General features: G+C 60.0%; 24 protein-coding genes. 15 read left to right on the top strand and 9 right to left on the bottom strand.

From position 1 onward, the window contains the following. Window positions 1–120: 120 nt before the first annotated feature. Both fadD1 and fadD2 read right to left on the bottom strand, forming a co-directional pair. Window positions 121–1,818 carry a long-chain-fatty-acid--CoA ligase FadD1 gene (gene fadD1 / locus ABQX22_RS23085; protein ID WP_349802190.1) on the bottom strand — a complete coding sequence of 566 codons (1,698 nt, stop codon included), beginning with the start codon at window positions 1,816–1,818 and terminating at the stop codon, window positions 121–123. A 403-nt stretch (window positions 1,819–2,221) separates the two neighbouring features. Then, on the bottom strand, window positions 2,222–3,910 hold the full coding sequence (gene fadD2, locus ABQX22_RS23080) for a long-chain-fatty-acid--CoA ligase FadD2 (RefSeq protein ID WP_349802189.1): 1,689 nt from the start codon (window positions 3,908–3,910) through the stop codon (window positions 2,222–2,224). A gap of 232 nt (window positions 3,911–4,142) precedes the next feature. Between fadD2 and ABQX22_RS23075 the strand changes: the two genes are divergently transcribed. Next, a complete protein-coding gene (locus tag ABQX22_RS23075; RefSeq protein ID WP_349802188.1) occupies window positions 4,143–5,087 on the top strand; it encodes an alpha/beta hydrolase in 945 nt (314 codons plus the stop codon). Window positions 5,088–5,141: 54 nt separating this feature from the next. Continuing rightward, window positions 5,142–5,612: a MaoC family dehydratase gene (locus tag ABQX22_RS23070; RefSeq protein ID WP_349802187.1), complete on the top strand. Its 471-nt coding sequence runs from the start codon at window positions 5,142–5,144 to the stop codon at window positions 5,610–5,612. Between the two features lie 114 nt (window positions 5,613–5,726). On the opposite strand, the gene ABQX22_RS23065 is transcribed toward ABQX22_RS23070, so the two are convergent. Further along, window positions 5,727–5,963 carry a hypothetical protein gene (locus ABQX22_RS23065; RefSeq protein ID WP_349802192.1) on the bottom strand — a complete coding sequence of 79 codons (237 nt, stop codon included), beginning with the start codon at window positions 5,961–5,963 and terminating at the stop codon, window positions 5,727–5,729. Next, window positions 5,964–6,320: a hypothetical protein gene (locus tag ABQX22_RS23060; protein ID WP_349802186.1), complete on the bottom strand. Its 357-nt coding sequence runs from the start codon at window positions 6,318–6,320 to the stop codon at window positions 5,964–5,966. 205 nt (window positions 6,321–6,525) lie between these two features. Here ABQX22_RS23060 and rapA point away from each other — a divergent pair, with 205 nt between their 5' ends. Then, complete coding sequence (gene rapA, locus ABQX22_RS23055) at window positions 6,526–9,372, top strand: RNA polymerase-associated protein RapA (RefSeq protein ID WP_349802185.1); 2,847 nt, start codon at window positions 6,526–6,528, stop codon at window positions 9,370–9,372. A 209-nt stretch (window positions 9,373–9,581) separates the two neighbouring features. Here rapA and ABQX22_RS23050 read toward each other — a convergent pair whose 3' ends face one another. Further along, window positions 9,582–9,920: a DUF2288 domain-containing protein gene (locus ABQX22_RS23050; protein WP_349802184.1), complete on the bottom strand. Its 339-nt coding sequence runs from the start codon at window positions 9,918–9,920 to the stop codon at window positions 9,582–9,584. 296 nt (window positions 9,921–10,216) lie between these two features. Between ABQX22_RS23050 and ABQX22_RS23045 the strand changes: the two genes are divergently transcribed. The 7 genes from ABQX22_RS23045 to pdeM all read left to right on the top strand — a co-directional run bounded on the left by ABQX22_RS23045 (window position 10,217) and on the right by pdeM (window position 18,485). After that, the gene (locus ABQX22_RS23045) at window positions 10,217–11,344 is read left to right on the top strand and encodes a branched-chain amino acid ABC transporter substrate-binding protein (protein ID WP_349802183.1); all 1,128 of its coding nucleotides are present in this window, start codon (window positions 10,217–10,219) and stop codon (window positions 11,342–11,344) included. A 216-nt stretch (window positions 11,345–11,560) separates the two neighbouring features. Continuing rightward, window positions 11,561–12,490, top strand: a complete 930-nt coding sequence (gene livH / locus ABQX22_RS23040) for a high-affinity branched-chain amino acid ABC transporter permease LivH (protein ID WP_349802182.1) — start codon at window positions 11,561–11,563, stop codon at window positions 12,488–12,490. Beyond that, window positions 12,487–13,752, top strand: a complete 1,266-nt coding sequence (locus ABQX22_RS23035) for a high-affinity branched-chain amino acid ABC transporter permease LivM (protein ID WP_349802181.1) — start codon at window positions 12,487–12,489, stop codon at window positions 13,750–13,752. Before livH ends, ABQX22_RS23035 begins: the two co-directional genes overlap by 4 nt. Beyond that, window positions 13,752–14,519, top strand: coding sequence for a high-affinity branched-chain amino acid ABC transporter ATP-binding protein LivG (gene livG / locus ABQX22_RS23030; protein WP_349802180.1), 768 nt, complete (start codon window positions 13,752–13,754; stop codon window positions 14,517–14,519). The genes ABQX22_RS23035 and livG overlap by 1 nt, the downstream gene beginning before the upstream one ends. Next, on the top strand, window positions 14,520–15,221 hold the full coding sequence (locus ABQX22_RS23025) for an ABC transporter ATP-binding protein (protein ID WP_349802179.1): 702 nt from the start codon (window positions 14,520–14,522) through the stop codon (window positions 15,219–15,221). It begins immediately after the preceding gene. A gap of 118 nt (window positions 15,222–15,339) precedes the next feature. Then, the gene (locus ABQX22_RS23020; RefSeq protein WP_349802178.1) at window positions 15,340–17,832 is read left to right on the top strand and encodes a ligase-associated DNA damage response DEXH box helicase; all 2,493 of its coding nucleotides are present in this window, start codon (window positions 15,340–15,342) and stop codon (window positions 17,830–17,832) included. After that, window positions 17,829–18,485, top strand: a complete 657-nt coding sequence (gene pdeM, locus ABQX22_RS23015; protein WP_349802177.1) for a ligase-associated DNA damage response endonuclease PdeM — start codon at window positions 17,829–17,831, stop codon at window positions 18,483–18,485. The genes ABQX22_RS23020 and pdeM overlap by 4 nt, the downstream gene beginning before the upstream one ends. 82 nt (window positions 18,486–18,567) lie before the next feature. Here the strand turns inward: pdeM and ABQX22_RS23010 are convergent, their stop codons facing one another. Both ABQX22_RS23010 and dcd read right to left on the bottom strand, forming a co-directional pair. Further along, a complete protein-coding gene (locus tag ABQX22_RS23010; protein ID WP_349802176.1) occupies window positions 18,568–18,789 on the bottom strand; it encodes a hypothetical protein in 222 nt (73 codons plus the stop codon). Window positions 18,790–18,914: 125 nt separating this feature from the next. Beyond that, complete coding sequence (gene dcd / locus ABQX22_RS23005) at window positions 18,915–19,481, bottom strand: dCTP deaminase (protein ID WP_074889011.1); 567 nt, start codon at window positions 19,479–19,481, stop codon at window positions 18,915–18,917. 310 nt (window positions 19,482–19,791) lie between these two features. Between dcd and ABQX22_RS23000 the strand changes: the two genes are divergently transcribed. Beyond that, window positions 19,792–20,001 carry a cold-shock protein gene (locus ABQX22_RS23000; protein ID WP_002554837.1) on the top strand — a complete coding sequence of 70 codons (210 nt, stop codon included), beginning with the start codon at window positions 19,792–19,794 and terminating at the stop codon, window positions 19,999–20,001. 143 nt (window positions 20,002–20,144) lie between these two features. Here ABQX22_RS23000 and apbC read toward each other — a convergent pair whose 3' ends face one another. Continuing rightward, window positions 20,145–21,239: an iron-sulfur cluster carrier protein ApbC gene (apbC, locus tag ABQX22_RS22995; protein ID WP_349802175.1), complete on the bottom strand. Its 1,095-nt coding sequence runs from the start codon at window positions 21,237–21,239 to the stop codon at window positions 20,145–20,147. A gap of 175 nt (window positions 21,240–21,414) precedes the next feature. Between apbC and metG the strand changes: the two genes are divergently transcribed. From metG to ABQX22_RS22975, 4 genes are all read left to right on the top strand, one after another. Beyond that, window positions 21,415–23,457 carry a methionine--tRNA ligase gene (gene metG, locus ABQX22_RS22990; RefSeq protein ID WP_349802174.1) on the top strand — a complete coding sequence of 681 codons (2,043 nt, stop codon included), beginning with the start codon at window positions 21,415–21,417 and terminating at the stop codon, window positions 23,455–23,457. 105 nt (window positions 23,458–23,562) lie between these two features. Next, window positions 23,563–24,576 (top strand): electron transport complex subunit RsxB, encoded by a 1,014-nt coding sequence (gene rsxB, locus ABQX22_RS22985; RefSeq protein ID WP_349802173.1) that lies wholly within the window; start codon window positions 23,563–23,565, stop codon window positions 24,574–24,576. Window positions 24,577–24,626: 50 nt separating this feature from the next. After that, window positions 24,627–25,265 carry an endonuclease III gene (gene nth, locus ABQX22_RS22980; RefSeq protein ID WP_349802172.1) on the top strand — a complete coding sequence of 213 codons (639 nt, stop codon included), beginning with the start codon at window positions 24,627–24,629 and terminating at the stop codon, window positions 25,263–25,265. A gap of 104 nt (window positions 25,266–25,369) precedes the next feature. Beyond that, window positions 25,370–25,552, top strand: a complete 183-nt coding sequence (locus tag ABQX22_RS22975; protein WP_349802171.1) for a PA3496 family putative envelope integrity protein — start codon at window positions 25,370–25,372, stop codon at window positions 25,550–25,552. A 141-nt stretch (window positions 25,553–25,693) separates the two neighbouring features. Here the strand turns inward: ABQX22_RS22975 and ABQX22_RS22970 are convergent, their stop codons facing one another. Next, the gene (locus tag ABQX22_RS22970; protein WP_349802170.1) at window positions 25,694–26,320 is read right to left on the bottom strand and encodes a response regulator transcription factor; all 627 of its coding nucleotides are present in this window, start codon (window positions 26,318–26,320) and stop codon (window positions 25,694–25,696) included. Between the last annotated feature and the right edge of the window lie 158 nt (window positions 26,321–26,478).

The following is a 26,478-nucleotide window of genomic DNA, read 5'->3' as shown; positions in this document are numbered from 1 at the left end:
CATCTTGTGCTTCTGTTCCAGCACATCCGGACCGCAGTCGTAGAGCGAGCAGTACGGTTCCAGACACATTGCATCGCAGCCTCGCGCTGCTCGTCAGCTCCTACAGGGGAATGTGCAGAGTCACGCCTGCTTCTTCAGCGCCAGCTTTTTGATCTCGCCGTCGCGCAATTCGCGGCGCAGGATCTTGCCGACGTTGGTGGTCGGCAGTGCGTCGCGAAATTCCACGCTGCGCGGCACTTTGTAGGCGGTGACGTTGGCGCGCATGTGCTCCATGACCTGCTCTTTGGTCAGCGTGGCGCCGGGGCGGGTGACGACGAACAGCTTGATCGACTCGCCCGACTTCTCGTCCGGTACACCGATGGCCGCGCATTGAAATACGCCCGGCAGAGTCGCCAGCACGTCTTCCAGCTCGTTGGGGTAAACGTTGAAACCGGAGACCAGAATCATGTCTTTCTTGCGGTCGACAATGCGCATGTAGCCGTCGGGCTGGATGATCGCGATGTCGCCGGTTTTCAACCAGCCCTCGGCGTCGAGCATTTCGTCGGTGGCGTCCTGGCGCTGCCAGTAGCCCTTCATGACCTGCGGGCCTTTGATGCACAGCTCGCCGATCTCACCCAGCGCCAGCTCGTCGCCGGCGTCGTTGATGGTTTTGCACAGTGTCGACGGCACCGGAATGCCGATGGTGCCCATCTGGATTTTCTGCGCAGGATTACACGTCGCCACCGGGCTGGTTTCGGTCATGCCGTAACCTTCGCAGACCTCGCAGCCGGTGACCTCTTTCCAGCGCTCGGCCGCCGCCTGTTGCAAGGCCATCCCGCCGGACAACGTGACTTTGAGCGATGAGAAATCCAGCTGACGGAATTCCTGGTTACTGCACAGCGCCACGAACAGAGTATTGAGGCCGACAAAACCGCTGAACTTCCATTTCGACAGCTCCTTGACCATCGCTGACAAGTCGCGCGGGTTGCTGATCAGGATGTTGTGGTTGCCGATCAGCATCATCGCCATGCAGTGAAAGGTGAACGCGTAGATGTGATAAAGCGGCAACGGCGTGATGACGATTTCACGGCCTTCGTCGAGGTTGGAGGCCATCAGCGCCTTGCACTGCAGCATGTTGGCGATGAGGTTGCGGTGGGTCAGCATCGCACCTTTGGCAATGCCGGTGGTGCCGCCGGTGTATTGCAGAACGGCCACGTCGCCGCTGCCGGGACAGGCGTCCGTGACCGGCTGCCCGTGACCTTTGGCCAGCACCTCATTGAACTTCACCGCCTTGGGCAGGTGATAGGCCGGGACCATCTTCTTCACGTACTTGATGACGCTGTTGACCAGAAGGCGCTTGAGCGGCGGCAGCAGGTCGGCGACTTCGGTGACGATGACGTGCTTGATGCCGGTCTTGGGCACGACCTTTTCCGCCAGGTGCGCCATGTTGGCCAGACAGATCAGGGCTTTGGCGCCGGAGTCGTTGAATTGGTGTTCCATTTCCCGCGCGGTGTACAGCGGGTTGGTGTTGACCACGATCAGGCCGGCGCGGATGGCGCCGAAGACGGCGATCGGGTACTGCAGCAGGTTGGGCAGTTGCACCGCGATGCGGTCGCCGGGTTGCAGGTCGGTGTGCTGTTGCAGATAGGCGGCGAAAGCGCCGGACAAGGTGTACAGCTCAGCATAAGTGACGGTCTTGCCCAGGTTGCTGAAAGCCGGTTTGTTGCCGAAACGTTCGCAGGACTGTTTCAGCACCGCCTGAACGTTTGGATATGCGTCCGGATCGATATCGGCGGGGATACCAGACGGATATTTATCCTTCCAGAAGTTTTCGATCATGGAAGCCGACTCCTCAGCGACAGCGATTTCTACACACCGCTTAATACGGTGATTTGTTGTGATTGGACGGTGTAGCTCGCGCTTTAGGCCCGGATGACAGGTCAAAAAGCGGGCCGAGCGTAGCAGCTTTGCCAAGGGCCGCCTAGAGCCAAAAGCGGGTGCGGTGGTCACAAATGTGACTCATGAATAACTTGCAGTCACATTTGACGCAATGCGCTGCCTGCGGAATTCACGTTTTCGGTGGGAGGGAGCTTGCTCGCGAATAGGTCGGTGCAACCGTCACATCCACTGGCTGCGGGACATCGAATCCCGAGCAAGCTCCCTCCCACGCCGGTCACGAATCCACCAAAAATAACGGCGTGTTCTCACACGCCGTAGGGTTGTTCCGACAGCTTTACGCGGCCTACGCCAGGTCGCGCAACTCGCGTCGCAGGATCTTGCCCACGGGCGTCATCGGCAGTGACTCACGCAGGACAATCTGTTTGGGAATCTTGTAACCGGTGAAATTCTCCCTGCAGTAAGCCGTCAGTTCTTCGCAGGTCAGGCTCGGTTCGCGCGGGACGACGAACAGTTTCACCGCCTCCCCGGTACGCGGGTCGGGCACGCCGATCACCGCGCAGTTGGCGACCTTCGGATGACGCATGACCACGTCTTCGATCTCATTGGGGTAGACATTGAAGCCTGAGACGATGATCAAGTCTTTCTTGCGGTCGACGATGCGGATGAACCCGTCCGGATCGATCACCGCGATGTCACCGGTCTTGAGCCAGCCCTCGGCGTCCAGCACCTCGGCGGTGGCGTCCGGGCGATGCCAGTAGCCGAGCATGACCTGCGGACCCTTGATGCACAGCTCGCCACGTTCGCCCACGGGCAGCTCGGCACCCTCGTCGTCGATGACTTTCGCCAGGGTGCCCGGCACCGGCATGCCCACCGTGCCCAGCCGGGCATGGGTGCCATAGGGGTTGGCCGTTGCGATGGGTGACGTTTCGGTCAGGCCGTACCCTTCGATGATCGGGCAGCCGGTGAGCTGCTCCCAACGCTCGGCGGTGGATCTCACCAGCGCCGTGCCGCCGGAGTTGGTCAGGTGCAGGTCGGAGAAGTCCAGGGTCTTGAACTCCGGATGTTCCATCAGCGCAACAAACAGCGTGTTGAGCCCGATCATGGCCGAAAAGCGCCATTTCTTGAGCTCCTTGATGAAGCCTGCGATGTCCCGTGGGTTAGTGATCAGCACGTTGTGGTTGCCGCTGACCATCATGCACATGCAATTCACTGTGAAGGCATAGATGTGATAAAGCGGCAGCGGCGCGACCATGATTTCGCTGCCCTGCCTGAAAATCGGCTGACCACTGGCATCGTGCTGCTGCATGCAGCTGTAAACCTGTTGCATGTTCGCCACGAGATTGCCGTGGGTCAGCATCGCGCCCTTGGGCGCGCCCGTGGTGCCGCCGGTGTATTGCAGAACGGCAATATCGTTCAGGTCCAGCACCACGCGCTGCAGGTGATCCCCGCGTCCCAGCTTCAATACGCTGGTGAAGGCCACGGCCTGGGGCAACTGGTAGTCAGGCACCAGCTTCTTGATCTTGTCGACGACCGTATTGACCAGCCAGCCCTTGGCGCGGGACTGCATGTCGCCCATCTTTACTTCGATCAGGTACTGAAGGTCAGTGTCGGGCAGCACCTCCTGCACGTTCTTGCCGAACAGGTTCAGGTACACCAGGGCACGTGCGCCGGCGTCCTTGAACTGATGCAGCATTTCGCGGGGGGTGTAGAGCGGATTGGTGTTGACCACGATCAGCCCCGCCCGGATCGCGCCGAAGACGGCGATGGGGTACTGGATCAGGTTGGGCATTTGCACGGCGATGCGGTCGCCGGACTTGAGATCGGTGTGTTGTTGCAGATAGGCGGCGAACGCGGCGGAGTAACGGTCCAGCTCGGCGTAGGTGATGGTCACGCCCATGTTGCTGAACGCCGGGCGGTCTGCGTACTTTTTACAGCTACGCTCGAAGACTTCCACCACGGATGTGTAAGCCTGCAGGTCCACCTCGGGGAGCACGCCCGGCGGGCGTTTGTCGTTCCAGAAGCCAGGTTGCATATTGTTTTTATCCTCTTACCTGAGAGTGCTGGCCGCGTGTCGATGCGGGTGCTTGCCGGACGTTAGCAGCTAACGCCGTGAAGGCAAATAGGCCGGGTCGCGTCATCATTATCATGAATCTTGCGAGTGATCAGACCGTCGCCTGCTATCGGCTATACACTCATCTCGGCGCGCGGACACCCTCCGGAAACGCGGTTTTTCAATACAATTTTTTACAGGCCAGGGAGTCGCGATGAAACACGGAACGTTTTGGCTCGAGGCCGATGATCACAGCCGCCTGTACGTCAATGCGTGGATTCCTTTGGCGGGGCCCAGAGCCGTCGTCATCCTCGCGCACGGCATGGCTGAACACACCGGCCGCTATGCGCGGCTCGGTTTTGCCTTGTGCCAGGCGGGGTTTGCGCTGTACGCCCACGACCAGCGCGGCCATGGCCGAACCGCAGCCCATGGGGTGGTGGGGCACTACGCCGATGAGGAGGGATGGCGCAAAGTGGTGGGCGATCTGGCCAGCCTGCACCACACGGTGGAGCAGCGGCATCCGGGATTGCCGGTGTGCCTGCTCGGCCACAGCATGGGCAGCTACGTCGCTCAAGCTTACCTGCTGCAGCACGGCGGTCGCTTGCATGGCGCGGTACTCAGCGGTTCAAACCTGCAACCGGTCTCGCTGTATCGAAGCGCTGCGCTCATCGCTCGCTTCGAACGCTGGCGGCAAGGCCCCCGAGGCCGAAGCGCGCTGATTGAATGGCTGTCGTTCGGCTCCTTCAACAAGGCCTTCACACCGGTGCGTACGCCGTTCGACTGGCTCAGCCGGGACCCGGTCGAGGTCGATCTGTATGTTCAGGACTCGATGTGCGGGTTTCGCTGCACCAATCAGTTCTGGCTGGACATGCTGGGCGGCTTGCAAGTCGTCAGCGACCTTTCGCAGTTGGCCACGATTGATCACGACCTGCCGTTGCTGATTATGGGCGGGGAATGTGATCCGGTCAGTGGGGGCACGCGTCTGAAAGACCTTGCCAACGCCCTCAGGGGCGTGGGCCTGCAGTCGGTCACGCTGAATCTCTACCCCAAGGCCCGGCACGAAATCCTCAACGAAACCAACCGCGAAGAAGTCACCCGTGATTTACTCGCCTGGCTGGAACAGGCATTGGCCCACCCAAGGCTGCGCCGGGCGGAATGATCGTCACGGATTTCGATTTTTTCATTTTCACTATTTATGTCGCAGGATCACCTAATGACCGAAGTCACCAACACCCCCTACGAGGCGCTCGAGGTTGGCCAGACCGCCAGCTACAGCCAGACCGTGGAGGAGCGTCACATTCAGCTGTTCGCCGAGATGTCCGGCGACCGCAACCCGGTTCACCTGGATGCCGAATTTGCGGGCAAGACCATGTTCAAGGAGCGCATTGCGCACGGCATGTTCAGCGGTGCCTTGATCAGCGCCGCCGTCGCCTGCGAATTGCCTGGACCGGGGACGATCTACCTGGGACAGCAGATGACCTTTCAAAAGCCGGTGAAGATTGGCGACACCTTGACCGTGCGCCTCGAAATCCTGGAGAAGCTGCCCAAATTCCGCGTGCGCATCGCGACCCGGGTGTTCAACCAGAACGAAGAATTGGTGGTGGACGGCGAAGCCGAAATCCTCGCGCCACGCAAGGTGCAGACCGTGACACTGGCTGAGTTGCCGACAATCACGGTGGGCTGACGTCTTTCTCTGTAGGAGCCAACTTGTTGGCGAAGCGATGGCCAGGGTATCGGTTGTCTCAGCCACGCCGCTTCGCGAATAAATTCGCTCCTACAGAAGACGCGTACCGATCACTCAACCCTTCTTCGGCTTGCCCTTGGGCTTTTTCTTGCCCTTGCCCAGCGGCAAGGCCTGTTCAAACGCCGAGCGCACTTCGTTGAGTCGCTTGTCGTTCATGTCATGGACACGCTTGGCGCGTTCGGCGCCCAGATCTACCAGCTTTTCATCATCGCTCATGGCGGGGCGGCTCTCGCATTCGTTGTGCGGGCAATCATGCGCAATCGCGGCGTGCATGACCAGCCGCAGCAGCATTCAAACCTTTAAATCCAGCCACAGGCCCTTGCGCGGTTCGTCGTCGATGATCGGAATCACCGGCACGGTGTTATCGGCGTTCAGCGAATCACCAGGGATGGCCAACGGTTCTTCGTGCAGATCGGGGTGACGGTCCGACGCGCGCCGATCGCCCTGCCGGCGGTCCCGTCGGCGCTGTTCTTCACGGACCAGCAGCTCGCCCTGACCGGGCTCATGCTCGTGCTCGGCCAGATCAATGACGGTTTCGCTGAAACTGGCCTGCACCGCCGCCACCTTCGGTATCTCCGGCGAGGTTCTGGCCGGGTCGAGCTGCGAAGTCACGGGGGCCGCGCTCAAAGGGATTAAGGGTGGCAGCATGGTAATGGTCTCCTGATACAACCCTGTCGGCTGCCTTTTCGTCGACTTGAGCCGTAAGTGAGGAAAGTTTCAACTATGTTTTCCGACACTCGTTGAAATTGGGGGCGGCGGGCCAACAAATGCAAGGGTCATTGCAATGTATCTTTGGCCTGGGCGCCTTGTTCCGTTAACATAGTCGGCTTTTTCACGGTGGGAGTCAGGCAGCATGGCGCAGCAGTATCAACCGGGGCAACGCTGGATTAGCGACAGCGAAGCCGAGCTGGGTTTAGGCACCGTTCTGGCACAGGATGGCCGCTTGTTGACTGTGCTCTATCCGGCCACTGGCGACACGCGCCAATACGCGCTGCGCAATGCACCGCTCACGCGGGTACGGTTCTCACCGGGTGACATGATCACCCACTTCGAGAACTGGAAAATGACCGTTCGCGAAGTCGACGACGTCGACGGCCTGCTGGTCTACCACGGGCTCAATGCGCAGAACCAGCCTGTCACCCTGCCCGAAACCCAATTATCGAACTTCATTCAGTTCCGTCTGGCCAGCGACCGTCTTTTCGCGGGCCAGATCGACCCGTTGCCGTGGTTTTCCCTGCGCTACCACACGCTGGAACACACCAGCCGCCAGTTGCAGTCCTCGTTGTGGGGCCTGGGCGGTGTTCGTGCCCAACCTATCGCTCACCAACTGCACATCGCCCGGGAAGTGGCCGACCGCATCGCGCCACGTGTACTGCTGGCCGACGAAGTGGGCCTGGGCAAAACCATCGAAGCCGGTCTGATCATCCACCGCCAGTTGCTGTCAGGTCGCGCCAACCGGGTGCTGATCCTGGTGCCGGAAAACCTCCAGCACCAGTGGCTGGTGGAAATGCGCCGCCGCTTCAACCTGCAGGTCGCGCTGTTCGATGCCGAGCGCTTTATCGAAAGCGATGCCAGCAACCCGTTCGAAGACACTCAGCTGGCACTGGTGTCGCTGGAATGGCTGGTTGAAGACGAAAAAGCCCAGGACGCGCTGTTCGCGGCGGGCTGGGACATGCTGGTGGTGGACGAAGCGCACCATCTGGTCTGGCATGAAGACAAGGCCAGCCCCCAGTATTCGCTGGTCGAGCAACTGGCCGAAGTCATCCCCGGCGTACTGCTGTTGACAGCAACCCCGGAACAGCTCGGTCAGGACAGCCACTTTGCGCGGCTGCGCCTGCTCGATCCCAACCGTTTCCACGACCTGCACGCCTTCCGCGCCGAGAGCGAAAACTATCGCCCGGTGGCCGAAGCCGTTCAGGAGCTGCTGGATCAAGGGCGCCTGTCGCCCAAGGCCCACGAGACCATTCACGGGTTCCTCGGCGCCGAAGGCGAAACCCTGCTGGCCGCCGTGGCCGAGGGAGATACCGAGGCCGGCGCCCGCCTGATCCGCGAACTGCTTGACCGTCATGGCACCGGCCGTGTGCTGTTCCGCAACACCCGCGCCGCCGTGCAAGGCTTCCCCGAACGCAAGCTGCACCCGTATCCCCTGCCCTGCCCGGCTGAATACCTGGAGCTGCCGATTGGCGAACACGCCGACCTGTACCCGGAAGTCAGCTTCCAGTCGCAGGCCGAGACCACTGAAGAAGAACGCTGGTGGCGCTTCGACCCGCGGGTTGACTGGCTGATCGACACGCTGAAGATGCTCAAGCGGGTCAAGGTGCTGGTGATCTGCGCTCACGCGGAAACGGCCATGGACCTGGAAGACGCGCTGCGCGTGCGATCCGGCATTCCGGCGACGGTCTTCCACGAAGGCATGAATATTCTCGAGCGTGACCGCGCCGCCGCCTACTTCGCCGATGAAGAGTTCGGCGCGCAGGTGCTGATCTGTTCGGAAATCGGCAGTGAAGGCCGCAACTTCCAGTTCTCGCACCACCTAGTGCTGTTCGATCTGCCGGCGCACCCGGATCTGCTGGAACAACGGATCGGGCGTCTGGACCGGATCGGCCAGAAGCACATCATCGAGCTGCACGTGCCGTACCTGGAAACCAGCCCGCAAGAGCGCCTGTTCCAGTGGTATCACGAAGCGCTGAATGCGTTCCTCAACACCTGCCCCACCGGCAACGCCCTGCAACATCAGTTCGGCCCACGCCTGCTGCCGCTGCTCGACGGCGGTGACGACGATGAGTGGCAAGCGCTGGTGGACGAGGCCCGCGCTGAGCGTGTGCGCCTGGAAACCGAGCTGCACACCGGCCGCGACCGTCTGCTGGAGCTCAATTCCGGCGGCAGCGGCGAAGGCGACGCACTGGTGAAAGCGATCCTCGAACAGGACGATCAGTTCACCTTGCCCATCTATATGGAAACCCTGTTCGATGCGTTTGGCATCGACAGCGAAGACCATTCGGAAAACGCGCTGATCCTCAAGCCGAGCGAAAAGATGCTCGACGCCAGCTTCCCGCTGGGCGACGACGAAGGCGTGACCATCACCTACGACCGCAATCAGGCGCTGTCCCGCGAGGACATGCAGTTCCTGACCTGGGAACACCCGATGGTGCAAGGCGGCATGGACCTGGTACTCGCCGGCTCCATGGGCAACACCGCCGTGGCGCTGATCAAGAACAAGGCGCTCAAACCCGGCACCGTGCTGCTTGAGCTGTTGTACGTCAGTGAGGTGGTCGCGCCGCGCTCGTTGCAGTTGGGCCGCTACCTGCCGCCTGCCGCCCTGCGCTGCCTGCTGGACGCCAACGGTAATGATCTGTCGGCGGGTGTGTCGTTCACCAAGCTCAATGAGCAATTGGAAAGCGTGCCGCGGGCCAGTGCCAACAAGTTCATCCAGGCCCAGCGCGATGTGCTAAATCCGCAGATCAACGCCGGTGAAGCCAAGATCGCGCCCAAGCACATCGAGCGTGTGGCCGAGGCGCAGCGTCGTCTGGCCGCAGACACCGACGAAGAACTCGCGCGCCTGACCGCGCTGCAAGCGGTCAACCCGACCGTGCGCGACAGCGAACTGGCCGCCCTGCGTGAACAACGTGAACAGGGGCTGGCCATGCTGGACAAGGCCGCATTGCGTCTAGAGGCGATTCGGGTGTTGGTGGCGGGGTAAACATCGCTCGCCACACAAACACCGCAACGCTCTGTCGGAGCGAACTTGTTCGCGAAGCGGCTTACCTGATTGGTCCTAAAGCCGTCTCGCCAACAAGTTGGCTCCTACAGATCAGGAGGGAGCCGGGTGGGGTTTTCCGCTACCCGGTGCAAGCCGACGGTTACTGACCTACCCACTTCGCCATCACATGGCGCACCAAAACAAAGCACTCAACCCTGCAACGCCCTCTCCTGGATCAGCACCCATGGCGCGACTACAACAGCCCATAACAACGGGTCACGCGCCAGAAAATCAAGAGCCCTCGATTCTTCCACAGCCGCGACGTCTGCCGCCGCCAGCCAGGCCGCGACTTTCGCCTTGTCGTTCTCAGCCATCGCTTCTGCCACCGCAATCAAATCCTGTTCGGGGCTGACCCACAACAGGGCGCCCTTCGCAAAATGCGGTTGCAATTCTTCCCAGGTGATTGAAGCCGTTTCGCCAAGCAGTTTGGCATAGAGGGTGCTAGGTTCTTGCGTCATGGGTTTCACCAAAAAAGAAATCGACGCCATGATAGCGCCCGCATTTCTTCAGACAAACCCAGATTCAAGTGATTGATTGCAGAGCACTTCATCCAGGCCGGCCGATTTGGGGACATTACTCGGGGATTGGTCGGCTTGATTGTGTATCTTTATGTCAATTAAGCGACAACAGCAGGCGTTGCCCCACGCAGTCAGCTTTTCAAGCGCTGGACCGGCACTCTAAACTGTTCCGGTACAGTTGCAGGGCATCGCTGGATAACGCAAATCCGGTCCTGCGCCTTCCGGCCGCCAGGATTATAAAAACGACAACGCAAGAGTGGAGCATCATGACTAAGGGTATGACTCAGATTTCCAAGCTGTTCGCCGCGCTGGTTCTGGCAGGGGTTGCCAGCCATTCGTTCGCTGCCGACACCATCAAGATCGGCATCGCCGGTCCGAAGACCGGTCCGGTTGCGCAATACGGTGACATGCAGTTCAGCGGCGCAAAAATGGCCATCGAGCAGATCAACGCCAAAGGCGGCGTGGACGGCAAGAAACTCGAAGCCGTGGAATATGACGACGCCTGCGACCCTAAACAAGCGGTAGCGGTCGCCAACAAAGTGGTCAACGACGGCGTCAAGTTCGTGGTCGGTCACCTGTGCTCCAGCTCCACTCAGCCTGCGTCCGATATCTATGAAGACGAAGGCATCATCATGGTGACACCGGCCGCTACCAGCCCGGAAATCACCGCACGTGGCTACAAACTGATTTTCCGCACCATCGGCCTGGACAGCGCCCAGGGCCCGGCCGCCGGCGAATACATCGCCAAGCAGGTCAAGCCTAAAGTCGTTGCGGTCATCCACGACAAGCAGCAATACGGTGAAGGCATCGCCACCGCCGTCAAGCAAACCCTGGAAAAAGACGGCGTGAAAGTCGCGGTGTTCGAAGGCATCAACGCCGGCGACAAAGACTTTTCCTCGTTGATCTCCAAGCTCAAGCAAGCCAACGTCGACTTCGTCTACTACGGCGGCTACCACCCTGAGCTGGGTCTGATCCTGCGTCAGGCACAGGAAAAAGGCCTGAAAGCCGGCTTCATGGGCCCGGAAGGCGTGGGTAACGCGTCGATCTCGCAGATCGCTCAGGATGCATCCGAAGGCTTGCTGGTCACCCTGCCGAAATCCTTCGATCAGGACCCTACCAACAAGGCACTGGTCGATGCGTTCGCCGCGAAGAAAGAAGACCCGAGCGGCCCGTTCGTGTTCCCGGCCTACGCTGCCGTTGAAGTGATCGCCGACGCCATCACCACCGCCAAGTCCGAAGACACCGCCAAAGTGGCTGCAGCCATCCACGCCGGCACCTTCAAAACCCCTACCGGCGATCTGTCGTTCGACGCCAAGGGTGACTTGAAAGACTTCAAATTCGTCGTTTACACCTGGCACAAAGACGGCACCAAGACTGAAGCGCCTGTGAAGTAATCGCGCGCGTTTGCGTTAACCCGAAGCCCACTGCACACGCAGTGGGCTTTGTTTTGATAAGCCGGCGACATTTCACCAGAATCTCCCGACTGAACATCTTGAAACCGCACCAGTGAATCACTGGGCTCGTGCCGGACGCGGACGTAGATCACGACGCGCGAGCGGGAAAAGACTTCACCAGTGAAACACCCAGAAGGTTTTTAGGAGCACGCGGCAATGCCCGAGATAGACATCTATCACTTTTTCCAACAGCTGGTTAATGGCATGACCATTGGCAGCACGTATGCCTTGATCGCCATCGGCTACACCATGGTGTACGGCATCATCGGCATGATCAACTTCGCCCACGGCGAGGTGTACATGATCGGTTCCTACGTGGCGTTCATTGCCATCGCCGGATTGAGCATGCTGGGCATCAACAGCCTGCCGCTGGTGATCACCGCAGCGTTCGTCGCCAGTATCGTGGTGACCAGCGCCTATGGTTACGCCATCGAACGCGTCGCCTACCGTCCGTTGCGCGGCAGCAACCGCCTGATCCCGCTTATTTCTGCCATCGGCATGTCCATCTTCCTGCAGAACACGGTGTTGCTCGCCCAGGACTCAAAGGACAAATCGATCCCCAACCTGATCCCCGGCAACTTCGTGTTCGGCGACATGAGCACCCACGAAGTAGTGATCTCCTACATGCAGATCCTGATTTTCGTAGTGACCCTGATCGCGATGCTGGCGCTGACCTGGTTCATCTCCCGCTCTCGCCTGGGCCGCGCCTGCCGCGCCTGTGCCGAAGACATCAAGATGGCCAACCTGCTCGGCATCAACACCAACAACATCATCGCCCTGACCTTCGTCATCGGCGCTGCGCTGGCGGCGGTCGCTGCGGTACTGCTGAGCATGCAATACGGCGTAATCAACCCCAACGCGGGTTTTCTGGTCGGCATCAAAGCCTTCACCGCCGCTGTATTGGGCGGTATCGGCAGCATCCCGGGCGCGATGCTCGGCGGTCTGGTGCTGGGCGTGGCTGAAGCATTCGGCGCCGACATTTTCGGCGACCAATACAAAGACGTAGTGGCGTTCGGCTTGCTTGTCCTGGTGTTGCTGTTCCGGCCAACCGGCCTGCTGGGCCGTCCGGAGGTTGAAAAAGTATGACCAGGCAACTCAAATCGGCTTTTTTCAGCGCCCTGCTGGTGCTGGCCGTCGCTTACCCCATCCTCGGGCTGAAACTGGAAATCGTCGGGGTCAACCTGACCGTGATCGGTGCCAGTCACACCACCGTCGCTATCATTTTCGGCTGCGCGCTGCTGATGTTCCTGCGGGTGCTGTTCGCCGAGCAGATCAGCGCCGCCTGGCGTTCCGCCCCCAGCCTGCCGAGCGTTTCGTCCAGGACGAGTAATTTCCTGACCCTGCCCTCGACCCAGCGCTGGTTCCTGCTGGCACTGGTGGTCGGCGCCTTCGTCTGGCCGTTCTTCGGTTCGCGCGGCGCAGTGGACATCGCCACACTGATCCTGATCTACATCATGCTCGGCCTGGGCTTGAACATCGTGGTCGGCATGGCCGGTCTGCTGGATTTGGGTTACGTCGGCTTCTACGCCGTCGGCGCCTACAGCTACGCGCTGCTCTCGCATTACTTCGGCCTGGGTTTCTGGATCTGCCTGCCGATCTCCGGACTGGTGGCGGCGCTGTTCGGCTTCCTGCTGGGTTTCCCGGTCTTGCGTCTGCGCGGTGACTACCTGGCCATCGTGACCCTGGGCTTCGGCGAAATCATCCGGCTGCTGCTGCGCAACATGACCGACCTCACCGGTGGCCCGAACGGCATCAGCAACATCGAGAAGCCCACCCTGTTCGGCCTGAGCTTCGAGCGCAAAGCCGCCGAAGGCATGCAGACCTTCCACGAGTATTTCGGCCTGGCCTACAACTCGATCAACAAGGTGATCTTCCTGTATCTGGTGGCGCTGCTGCTGGCACTGGCAGCACTGTTTGTGATCAACCGCCTGCTGCGCATGCCCATCGGCCGCGCGTGGGAAGCGCTGCGCGAAGACGAAATTGCCTGCCGCGCGCTGGGTCTGAATCCAACCATCATCAAGCTGTCGGCCTTCACCCTGGGCGCTGCGTTCGCTGGTTTTGCGGGCAGTTTCTTTGCCGCCCGCCAGGGCCTGATCACGCCGGAGTCATTTACCTTCCTGGAGTCGGCGATCATTCTGGCGATCGTGGTCCTGGGCGGCATGGGCTCGCAACTGGGTGTGATCCTGGCGGCGATCGTGATGATCCTGCTGCCGGAAATGATGCGTGAATTCAGCGAATACCGCATGTTGGGCTTCGGCGCCTTGATGGTGCTGATGATGATCTGGCGTCCTCAGGGCTTCTTGCCCATGCAGCGTCCCGTAATGAAACTCAAAGGGGATCTGCGCTGATGAGCCGTCCACTTCTGCAAGCCTCGGGCTTGAGTATGCGCTTCGGCGGTCTGCTGGCCGTCAACGGCGTGGGCCTGACCGTTCACGAGAAACAGGTGGTCTCCATGATCGGCCCCAACGGCGCCGGCAAGACCACCGTGTTCAACTGCCTGACCGGTTTTTACAAACCGACTGCGGGCACCATTCTGCTGGACGGCGAGCCGATCCAGGGCCTGGCCGGTCATGAGATTGCGCGCAAGGGCGTGGTGCGTACGTTCCAGAACGTGCGTCTGTTCAAGGAAATGACGGCGGTGGAGAACCTGCTGGTGGCTCAGCATCGCCACCTCAACACCAACTTCCTGTCCGGCCTGTTCAAGACCCCGTCATATCGCAAAAGCGAGCGCGAGGCCATGGAGTACGCCGAGCACTGGCTGGAAGCGGTGGACCTCAAAGAGTTCGCCAACCGCCCCGCCGGCACACTGGCCTACGGTCAGCAACGTCGGCTGGAAATCGCCCGCTGCATGATGACGCGCCCGCGCATCCTCATGCTGGACGAGCCGGCTGCCGGCCTGAACCCCAAGGAAACCGAAGACCTTAAGGCCCTGATCGGCGTGTTGCGCAACGAGCACAACGCCACCGTTCTGCTGATCGAGCACGACATGAAGCTGGTGATGAGCATTTCCGACCACATCGTGGTGATCAACCAGGGCACGCCCCTGGCCGACGGGACGCCCGAGCAGATCCGTGACAATCCTGAAGTGATCAAAGCCTACCTGGGGGAAGCGTAAATGCTGCGGTTCGACAACGTTTCCACCTTCTACGGCAAGATCCAGGCTTTGCACGGCGTCAGCGTCGATGTGCGTCAGGGTGAAATCGTCACTTTGATCGGCGCCAACGGTGCGGGCAAATCCACGTTGCTCATGACGCTTTGCGGATCACCGCGGGCCCACAGTGGCAGCATCCGCTACATGGGTGAAGAACTGGTGGGGCTGGAGTCGTCGGTGATCATGCGCAAAAGCATCGCGGTGGTGCCGGAAGGCCGACGTGTGTTCGCGCGCCTGACCGTTGAAGAAAACCTCGCCATGGGCGGCTTCTTCACCGACAAAGCCGATTACCAGGAGCAGATGGACAAGGTGCTGCACCTGTTCCCGCGCCTGAAAGAGCGCTTCAACCAGCGCGGCGGCACCATGTCCGGCGGCGAACAGCAAATGCTCGCCATCGGTCGTGCCTTGATGAGCAAACCTAAACTGTTGCTCTTGGACGAGCCTTCGCTGGGACTGGCGCCGATCATCATTCAGCAGATCTTCGAGATCGTCGAACAGCTGCGCCGTGACGGGGTAACGGTGTTTCTGGTCGAACAGAACGCCAACCAGGCCCTGAAAATCGCTGACCGCGCCTACGTGCTGGAAAATGGCCGCGTGGTGATGCAAGGCACCGGTGAAGAGCTGCTGGTGGACCCGAAAGTGCGGGATGCCTATCTGGGCGGTTGATCGACAACCCGTGGGGGCGGAGCGGTCCGCTCCCACGAATCTGCTTGAGATAACGATCCGCACCAAACTAATGCCCTCCCTTGGCTGTCTCTGACTTAACCCTGTTCAGAGCTCACGCATGCCCAAGTCCCCCGATTTCGCCAAGCGATGGTTCAACGCACGCGGCTGGAAGGCCTTCGCGTTTCAGAAAGAAGTCTGGGCAGCGATCAAGCAAGGGGAATCGGGCCTGTTGCACGCCAGCACCGGCGCGGGCAAAACCTATTCGGTGTGGTTCGGCGCCCTCAACAACTTCGCCCAGTCGGTGCCGCCCACCGCTGACAACAAGCCTCGCAAGCGCAAACCACCGGCCCCGCCGCTCAGCGTGCTGTGGATCACCCCGATGCGCGCACTGGCCGCTGACACCGCCCGCGCCCTTGAAGCCCCGCTGAAAGATCTCGACATTCCGTGGTCCATCGGCCTGCGCACCGGCGACACCAGCAGCAGCGAGCGTGCGAAACAGGGCCGACGCCTGCCTACCGCCCTGATCACCACCCCCGAGAGCCTGACCCTGCTGCTCACCCGCGCCGATGCGCAGGTTGCGCTGTCCACGCTGAAAATGATCGTCGTCGATGAGTGGCACGAACTGATCGGCAACAAACGCGGCGTGCAGTTGCAGCTTGCACTGGCACGCCTGCGCAAATGGAATCCGCAATTGATTGTCTGGGGGCTGTCGGCCACCCTCGGCAATCAGGCCCATGCCCAGCAAGTGCTGCTTGGCGACACGGGCGTTACGGTGCAGGGCAAAGTGGTCAAGGAGCTGATTGTCGACACGTTGCTGCCGGCGAGCATCGAGCGGTTTCCGTGGGCGGGCCACATGGGGCTGCGCATGCTGCCGCAGGTCGTGAAGGAAGTGGACAGCAGCGCCAGTTGCCTGGTGTTCACCAATACCCGGGCGCAATCGGAGGTCTGGTATCAGGCGTTGCTGGAGGCCCGGCCCGATTGGGCGGGCCTGATTGCCCTGCACCATGGCTCGCTGTCACGGGAGGTGCGCGATTGGGTGGAGCGGGCGCTGAAGGAAGGTCACTTGAAAGCCGTGGTCTGCACGTCCAGCCTCGATCTGGGCGTGGATTTTCTCCCCGTAGAGCGGGTGCTGCAGATCGGGTCGCCCAAGGGCGTGGCGCGGCTGATGCAGCGCGCCGGCCGTTCCGGGCACGCGCCGGGTCGCCCTTCGCGAGTGACACTGGTGCCGACCCACAGCCTCGAACTGGTGGAAGCCGCCGCTGCCCACGACGCCGTCGCCGCCAGACTGATCGAACCCCGGGAATCGCCCCACAATTCGCTGGATGTACTCGTACAGCATCTGGTGAGCATGGCGCTGGGGGGCGGTTTTCTGCCTGACGAGTTGCTCGCCGAAGTCCGCACGGCCTGGGCCTACCGCGACCTCACCGATGAACAGTGGCAATGGGCGCTGTTGTTTGTTCGCCAAGGCGGGCTGTCGCTGACCGCCTACCCCGATTACCGACGGGTCGAGCCGGATGAGCATGGGGTCTGGCGTGTACCGGACGCCAGGCTCGCTCGACGCCACCGGATGAGCGTCGGCACCATCGTCAGCGACGCTAGCATCAACGTGAAGTATTGGAGCAAGGGCGGTGGCGGCGGCTCGCTGGGCAGTGTCGAGGAGGGGTTCATCGCGCGGCTCAAACCCGGCGACGGCTTCCTTTTCGGCGGACGACTGCTGGAGCTGGTGAGGGTCGAAAACATGACCGCTTACGTGAAACGCGCCACCACCAAGAAGGCGGCCGTCCCACGCTGGAATGGCGGGAGGATGCCGCTGTCCAGCGAATTGGCGGACGCCGTGGTGGAAAAATACGACGCCGCCGCCCGTGATGATTTCTCCAGCCCCGAGATGCAGGCGGTCAAACCCCTGCTCGACGTGCAGCGCCAGTGGTCGGCGCTGCCGCGCAAGACCACGCTGCTGGCCGAGGTGCTGAAGTCCCGTGAAGGCTGGCACTGTTTTCTCTATCCCTTCGCGGGGCGCCACGTGCACTTAGGGCTGGCGAGCCTGCTGGCCTGGCGCCTCAGTCGGGATCGGCCGCTGACCTTCTCCATCGCAGTCAACGACTACGGCTTCGAACTCCTGAGCGCGACAGAAATCGATTGGCCTGCGCTGCTGAACACCGGGTTGTTCTCGGAAGAAAATCTGCTGGCGGACATCATCGCCAGCCTCAATGCCGGTGAGTTGGCGCTGCGCCGGTTTCGCGAAATCGCGCGCATTGCCGGACTGGTGTTCTCCGGGTACCCGGGGGCGCCGAAAAGCAATCGGCAGCTGCAAGCCTCCAGCGGGCTGTTTTTCGAGGTGTTCAAGCAATATGACTCAGGCAATATGCTGCTGACTCAAGCCGAAGAGGAAGTCATGCGTCAGGAACTGGATGTCGCGCGTCTGGAGCAGACGTTGCAGCGCATCAATACCCGAGAGCTCGACGTGCACATCATCAAGCGGCCCACGCCGTTGGCGTTTCCGTTGCTGGTGGAACGCATGCGCGAAAGCCTGAGCAGTGAGAAATTGTCGGACCGGATTGCGCGCATGGTGCGCGATCTCGAAAAAGCCGCAGGACCTGAGGTCGACGAATGAAGTCGTGGTTGCCCATCGAACTGGCGGGAGAAACCCTGCATCTGCTCGCTGACAAAGCCATCTACTACCCCGCCGAACGTTGCCTGCTGGTCGCCGATGCGCACTTCGGCAAGGCGGCGGCGTATCGCAAGCTGGGCCAGCCCGTCCCCCAAGGCACCACGGAAAACAATCTGCTACGCCTGGATGCGTTGCTGGCCACCTGGCCGTGTGACCACCTGATCTTTCTCGGCGATTTCCTGCACGCCCCCGAGTCTCACGCCGCCGGCACGCTGGCGGCATTGGCCAAGTGGCGATCACACCACTCAGCGCTACGTATTACGCTTATCCGCGGCAATCACGACAAGCGCGCGGGCGACCCACCGGAGCGCCTGGCCATCGACGTCGTGACCGAGCCTTTGCTGATGGGCCCGTTCGCGCTGCAACATGAGCCCCACGCCCATCCTACGCACCACGTGCTGGCAGGCCACATTCATCCGGTCTATCGGCTGTACGGCAAGGGACGTCAACGCTTGCGGTTGCCGTGCTTTTACGTGCAGTCAAAGATGACGGTGCTGCCTTCATTCGGGGCGTTTACCGGAGGGATGAATATCGAGCGAGCGCAGGAAAGCCGAGTCTACGTTGTCGGGGATGGCGCGATTGGGGAAGCACACTGACTTCGAGCGGGACCGTCGAAGCGATTAAGCGAGGATTTACGGGAAATACCCTGCCGGAGCTAACGCTCCGACAGGGACAAAATCATGCAACAGGAGCGGGTGGTGGCTCGTCGGGAAGCGTCGGCTCGCCAGGCTCGGTGGGCTGCGGGTATTCGTTAGGGGTGTCCGGATTGGGCTGACCCGGTATACCGGCGCCTACCATATTCATCTGGGGATGCGCCAACAGCGACCAAGCCAGAAGTCCTACCTGATTTGATCCCGGGTCCGATTCCTTGATGCTGGGGTTCGATTCTTGTGTCTTCATAGGGTACTCCCTGAGCGTCTGGCCCCACCCGCATGCGGCGAATGGGATCGGTTCAGTCAGTAGAGTGCCGATTTCGTGACTAATTCAGTTTCGAAATGACCAACGGCATCATTTACGCGAAAGCATCAAGTCCGCGGCAAAGTGACACCACGTTGCCCCTGGTACTTGCCGCCGCGATCCTTGTAGGACACTTCACATTCTTCGTCGGATTCCAGGAAGAGCATTTGAGCGACGCCTTCATTGGCGTAAATCTTCGCCGGCAACGTGGTGGTGTTGGAGAACTCCAGGGTCACGTGGCCTTCCCACTCAGGTTCCAGCGGAGTGACGTTGACGATAATGCCGCAGCGAGCGTAGGTGCTCTTGCCCAGGCAGATAGTCAGGACATTGCGCGGAATTCGGAAATATTCGACCGTGCGCGCCAGTGCGAAAGAGTTCGGCGGGATGATGCACACGTCACTTTTCACGTCGACAAAACTTTTTTCATCGAAGTTTTTTGGATCGACGGTGGCCGAGTTGATGTTAGTAAACACCTTGAATTCATCCGCGCAGCGCACATCGTAGCCATAGCTCGAGACGCCGAATGAGATCACCCGGTCAGCGCCCTCGCCGCGTACCTGACGCTCCACAAACGGCTCGATCATGCCGTGTTCCTGCGCCATGCGGCGAATCCACTTGTCCGATTTGATGCTCATGGCGATGTCCTGGGTAACGAGGTGAAAAAGATGTCCGGCATCTTACCGGGCCGGGGCGCCGGGTTCAAAGGCCGCAGCAGGATGGCAACGTGCCGGTTTGCCGTCACTTGAAATAAATCGTAGACAGACCATTGGCACATCTCAAAAAAACGGTTAAGGTGGGTCCACTGTGTTGCTTGTGTCACTGAGAATCTCTACACGATGTTGAATTTCGATCCAACCATCTCCAAGAATTTTTCCTGCTCTTTGCACTCAGTCTCGGCCAGGGTTCTTCCTGAGTCGCAGTTAACTTTGTCCAAGGAGATACACCATGTCTAATCGCCAAACTGGTACCGTTAAGTGGTTCAACGATGAAAAAGGCTTCGGCTTCATCACTCCACAATCCGGTGACGACCTGTTCGTTCACTTCAAAGCAATCCAATCCGACGGCTTCAAAAGCCTGAAAGAAGGCCAACAGGTTTCTTTCATCGCTACCCGCGGTCAGAAAGGCATGCAAGCTGAGGAAGTTCAAGTTATCTAACTTGTACTGATTCGCTTAAAAAACCCCGCCCTCAAAAGCGGGGTTTTTTTATGCCTGCGTAAAACTGGTGGAGCGAAGCTTGGCCGCGAAGCTACTAGATCGTAGATGCTTCGCGGGCAAGCCTCGCTCCAACACGCGGCGAATTAATCGTCGCTAATCGTGATATTCGGCATCTCAGGTGAAGCCGCTTCCTGTAAAACGATGCGTGCCCCGACATGGCGGGCCAGCTCCTGATACACCATAGCAATCTGGCTTTCGGGCTCGGCCATCACCGTGGGCTTGCCGCCATCCGCCTGCTCGCGAATCAGCATCGACAACGGCAATGACGCCAGCAGCTCGACGTCGTAATGCGCAGCCAGCTTCTCCCCGCCGCCTTCGCCAAACAAATGCTCGGCATGGCCACAGTTCGAGCAGATGTGCACCGCCATGTTTTCAACCACACCCAGCACCGGAATGTTCACTTTGCGGAACATCTCCACGCCTTTCTTGGCGTCGAGCAGCGCCAGGTCCTGTGGGGTCGTGACGATCACAGCGCCGGCAACCGGCACTTTCTGCGCCAGCGTCAGCTGAATATCGCCGGTGCCGGGCGGCATGTCGATGACCAGGTAATCCAGGTCATTCCACGCGGTCTGGGTAATCAATTGCAGCAGCGCGCCCGAGACCATCGGACCTCGCCACACCATCGGCGTATTGTCGTCGGTCAGAAAGGCCATCGACATCACTTCGATGCCATGAGCCTCGATTGGCACGAACCACTTCTGATCCTTGATCTTGGGGCGTGTGCCCTCGGCGATCCCGAACATCACCCCCTGGCTGGGACCGTAGATATCGGCATCAAGGATTCCGACGCGCGCGCCCTCCCGGGACAGCGCCAACGCCAGGTTGGCGGCGGTCGTGGATTTACCGACGCCGCCTTTGCCGGACGCGACAGCGACAATGTTTTTGACATTCGCCAGTCCCGGTATCTGGCCTTGAGCCTTGTGCGGCTGGATGACGGTGCTGATCTGGACCTTGGCCGACGACACCCCGTCCAGGCCCTCAAGAGCGAGTTGCAACACCTGCGCCCATCCATTCTTGAACAGGTCAGCGGCATACCCCAGCACAAGCTCGACAGTGACGCGCTCGCCCTGGATGTCGATGGCACGCACGCACCCGGCACTGACCGGATCCTGATTCAAATAGGGGTCGGTATACTGCCGAAGGACGGCTTCCACCGTTGCGCGATTAACAGCGCTCATGGGTCACTCCCGAAATAAAGACTGAGTAAAACAGGCGGCCATCCTAACCCTTCTGTCGGCTGGCGACATGTATTCCCTGCGTTTACGGCACCTTTCCCACAGCGCTGGGGGTTAAAAAAAAACGCTCAGACCTTTATAGTGGCCGACCTCCGTCTCACTCAAGTAGCCGCGCCCCATGTCCGAGCCACGCAAGATTCTCGTAACCAGTGCCCTGCCCTATGCCAATGGTTCCATTCACCTTGGCCACATGCTTGAGTACATCCAGACCGACATGTGGGTGCGCTTCCAGAAACACCGTGGCAATCAGTGCATTTACGTCTGTGCGGACGACGCCCATGGCTCTGCCATCATGCTGCGCGCTGAGAAAGAAGGCATTACGCCGGAGCAACTGATCGCCAACGTCCAGGCTGAGCACAGCGCCGACTTCGCGGAATTCCTGGTCGACTTCGACAATTTCCATTCAACGCACGCTGAAGAAAACCGCGAGCTGTCGAGCCTGATCTACACCCGCCTGCGTGACGCCGGGCACATCGCTACGCGCTCGGTCACCCAATACTTCGACCCGGAAAAGAAAATGTTCCTGGCCGACCGCTTCATCAAGGGCACTTGCCCGAAATGCGGCACGGTCGATCAGTACGGGGACAACTGCGAAAAATGTGGCGCCACTTACGCGCCCACCGATCTGAAAGACCCGAAATCGGCGATTTCCGGTGCGACGCCGGTCCTGAAGGACTCCAAGCACTTTTTCTTCGACCTGCCAGCGTTCGACGCGATGCTGAAAAGCTGGACGCGTAGCGGCACGTTGCAGGACGCGGTGGCCAACAAGATCGCCGAATGGCTGGACGCCGGCCTGCAGCAATGGGACATCTCCCGGGATGCGCCGTACTTCGGTTTCGAAATTCCGGACGAGCCCGGCAAGTACTTCTACGTCTGGCTGGATGCACCCATCGGCTACATGGCCAGTTTCAAGAACCTCTGCAGCCGGCGTCCTGAGCTCGACTTCGATGCGTTCTGGAAAGAAGACACCAGCACCGAGCTGTACCACTTCATCGGCAAGGACATCGTCAACTTCCACGCCTTGTTCTGGCCGGCGATGCTCGAGGGCTCAGGCTTCCGCAAACCGACCGCGATCAATGTGCACGGTTACCTGACGGTGAACGGTCAGAAGATGTCGAAATCCCGCGGCACTTTCATCAAGGCCCGCACCTACCTCGATCATCTGTCGCCGGAATACCTGCGCTACTACTACGCCTCCAAGCTGGGTCGCGGGGTGGACGATCTGGACCTGAACCTTGAAGACTTCATCCAGAAGGTGAACTCCGATCTGATTGGCAAGGTGGTGAACATCGCCAGTCGCTGTGCAGGCTTCATTCACAAGGGTAACGCCGGCGTGATGGTGGCTGAGAATGCCGCCCCAGAACTGACCGACGCCTTTTTGGCTGCTGCGCCGAGTATCGCCGAGGCCTACGAGGCCCGTGATTTCGCCCGCGCCATGCGTGAAATCATGGCCCTGGCTGACCGCGCCAACGCCTACATCGCGGACAAGGCTCCGTGGGCGCTGGCCAAACAGGAAGGCAAGCAGGATGAAGTCCAGGCGGTGTGCGCCCTGGGGATCAACCTGTTCCGCCAGTTGGTGATCTTCCTCAAGCCTGTACTGCCGATGCTGGCCGCCGACGCTGAGCGATTCCTGAACGTGGCGCCGCTCACCTGGGACGATCACGCCACGCTGCTGGCCCATCACCAACTGAATCCGTTCCAGGCCTTGATGACCCGCATCGATCCTGCAAAAGTGGAAGCCATGGCCGCAGCGTCGAAAGAAGATCTGGTGGCCAGCGCCACCGACACCGGCCCTCAAGGCAATGGCGAACTGATCAAGGATGCGCTGTCGCCCGAGATCGAGTTTGACGCCTTCGCTGCAGTGGATTTGCGGGTGGCTCTGATTGTGAAAGCCGAACACGTGGAAGGCGCGGATAAACTGCTGCGCCTGACGTTGGACATCGGTGACGCGCAACGGAATGTGTTTTCGGGCATAAAGAGCGCCTACCCGAACCCGTCGGAACTGGAAGGACGGCTGACCATGATGATCGCCAACCTCAAGCCGCGGAAAATGCGTTTCGGCATCTCTGAAGGCATGGTCCTGGCCGCAGGCCCCGGCGGTGAAGACATTTACCTGCTGAGCCCTGATAGCGGAGCCAAGCCAGGCCAACGCATCAAGTGATCCGGGATGCCCCGGCAATCGCCGGCGTTTGCCGGGTTTGTCGCCCCGACCGAGTCCCGTCTCATGGCAGAGAGGGCTTTACCCAGCCAAGGCCCTGATTCAAACATGAGCCTGATCCAACGCATTGATGCGCTGCTGCCACAGACACAATGTGGCAAATGCGGGCATCCGGGCTGCAAACCCTACGCCGAAGGCCTTGCCCGCGGCGAGGCTATCAACAAATGTCCGCCCGGCGGCGATGAAACCATTGCTCAGTTGGCTGTGTTGCTTGAGGTTCCCGTGATTGCCCTCGACACCGGGCGCGGCATTGCACCGGCTCAGGTCGCGTTCATCCGAGAGGCGGAATGCATTGGCTGCACCAAGTGCATCCAGGCCTGTCCGGTGGACGCCATCGTCGGTGCGGCCAAGATGATGCACACAGTCATCATCGACGAATGTACTGGCTGCGACTTGTGCGTGGCACCCTGCCCGGTTGACTGCATCGACATGCACCCATTGCCAGTAACCGGGGTGGTGCCGATAACAGGCGCCCTGAACCTCGACGTCTCACAGCGGCTTGCACGCACAGCAAAGCGAAACAACGCCCGTCACCGATTTGAAGCGCGCACTGCCCGGATCAAGCGCGAGGAGGAACAGCGCCAGGTCGAGCGCTCAGCCAGAGCTCACCGAGTGACCACCGTTATGGCGCGGCCGGCGCTCACTTCGCGTCCAGGCGCACTGAAGTCGACAACGCATGAAGCAGACGTGAAGCAGGCACGCATCAACGTGGCCATGAGCCGCGCCCAGCTCAATAAATCCTTGAAAGCGTTCGGCCACCCGCCCATTGCTGAGCAAGCGGCGCGCCTGGTTGAGCTGCAACAGGAATTTGAAGCGGCCGAGCGGACGCTCTTGGCTTTGCAGGAACAAGATCCTGGGGAACCGGATGTCGTTACACCCAAGCCCGACACCGCTGCATTGAACAGGGCGAAGATTCAACTCGCCATGTCCCGTGCCGCACTGAAAAAAGCCGTGACGTTGGCGGCGCCGGACGACGAGATAATGCGGCTGGAGGCCGCCGTTAATAAGGCGGTAGAAACACTGCGCCTGTTCGACGCCCCTGCCAACGGCGCAGCGCTCTAGCGCCCCGACCCCCATCCCCTGCGGCACGATTCCAAGGAACCACTGGCGCCATGAATGCAGCAAAACGTCTGGAAATATTTCGTCGCCTGCATGAAGACAACCCTGACCCGAAAACCGAGCTGGCGTACACCACGCCCTTTGAACTGTTGATTTCGGTCATCCTGTCAGCGCAAGCGACCGACGTCAGCGTCAATAAAGCCACCGCCCGCCTCTACCCCATCGCCAACACACCGCAGGCGATCCATGCGCTGGGCGTCGAGGGGCTTTCGTACTACATCAAAACTATCGGGCTCTATAACAGCAAAGCGAAAAACGTCATTGAGACGTGTCGTCGTCTGATGGAGCTTCATGGCGGAGAAGTCCCGCAAACGCGAGAGGCACTCGAAGCGCTACCGGGTGTAGGCCGCAAGACAGCAAATGTGGTCCTGAACACAGCGTTCCGGCAGATCGCTATGGCGGTGGATACTCACATTTTCCGAGTCAGTAACCGCACCGGTATCGCGAAAGGCAAGAACGTCGTTGAGGTTGAGAAACAACTGATGAAGTTTGTGCCTAGGGACTATTTGCTGGATGCCCACCACTGGCTCATTTTGCACGGGCGCTACGTCTGCCAGGCACGCAAGCCTCGCTGCGGCAGCTGCCGGATCGAGGATCTTTGCGAATACAAGGACAAAACCTCCGACGATTGAGCGATTGGCTATCCAGGGGTGCATCGATTGAAAAAAACTTTTTTACCTGATGAGGGATTGTCGCTATAAGGTCCGCCAATGATCGCCTCAGCTGGAGTCACCTCATGAGCACTGGCAAAGAGCAATTGGACACGGATGATGACCTGGCCTCCGTCGATAACGACGAGAGCACACCGTCACCGGTAGAGACCGCGAAGACGAATCTTCGCAAGCGCCGCACGATCGACAATCTCCTCGAGGAGCGTCGCCTGCAAAAAGAACTCGCAGACTACGACTTCGATTTCTGAAAGCCGACACACCTCGCACCGTCCTCGAGGACAGTGCTGTTCGAAGACCTCGCTGCCAAAAACTCCAACGCGCCGGGTGAATGGGGGTCAGACCGCTCGATCCAGGACCGAATCGAGTTCTTTGATACTGGCATTCAACGACTAGACCAGCCCGTTGCGTTGAGCCAGCTCGATAAGATCGACCAGCGAGTGAGCATTAAGCTTTAAAAGAAGCCTGGTCTTGTAGGTGCTGACGGTTTTGTTGCTTAAAAACATGCCGTCAGCGATTTCCTTGTTGGTTTTGCCGCGAGCCAACTGCTGCAGCACCATCATCTCGCGCCCGGAAAGTCGGTTGACCATTTCAGCTTCGCTGGCATTGCCCAGGCTTGAGCGAACTGTGTGTAGCGCCTGATTGGGAAAATAACTGTAGCCCGACAGCACGGCTTTTATAGCGCTGAGCAATTCGGTCAGGTCCTGCTGCTTGCACACATATCCCGCCGCCCCTGCCTGCATGCAGCGCATTGAAAAATGTCCGGGTGCCTGAGACGTCAAAATCAGGACTTTGAACGGCAACGTCATCGCGGAAAGTCTCGCGATGACTTCAAGTCCGTCCAGCTTGGGGATACCGATGTCCAGGATGACGATGTCAGGCAAGTGCTCGCGTGCGAGCTGCAAGGCGTCCACTCCGTTATCCGTCTCCGCAATGACCTCGTAGCCATGACGCTCCATCAGCATGCGCACGGCAAGGCGAATGACAGGGTGATCATCGACGATCAACACTTTATTCATGAGCAGTCCACTTTTTGCTGTTCAAATTTTCAGAGCCCGCACAATAGCCTAGTCGTTTAGTACTTTGCATGGCGCCCCCCCCCGAGGAAGGTCAGGCAAAGACCATTCCCACAGCCACAGCAGAAAGGTCCTACAGGACTTGCCTTATTCAAGGACAA

Source organism: Xanthomonas sp. WHRI 1810A (assembly GCF_040202885.1).
In the GTDB taxonomy this organism is placed as follows: domain Bacteria; phylum Pseudomonadota; class Gammaproteobacteria; order Pseudomonadales; family Pseudomonadaceae; genus Aquipseudomonas.
Note: the sequence above shows the minus strand (reverse complement) of the source record. Positions and strands in the feature narration are given on the sequence as shown.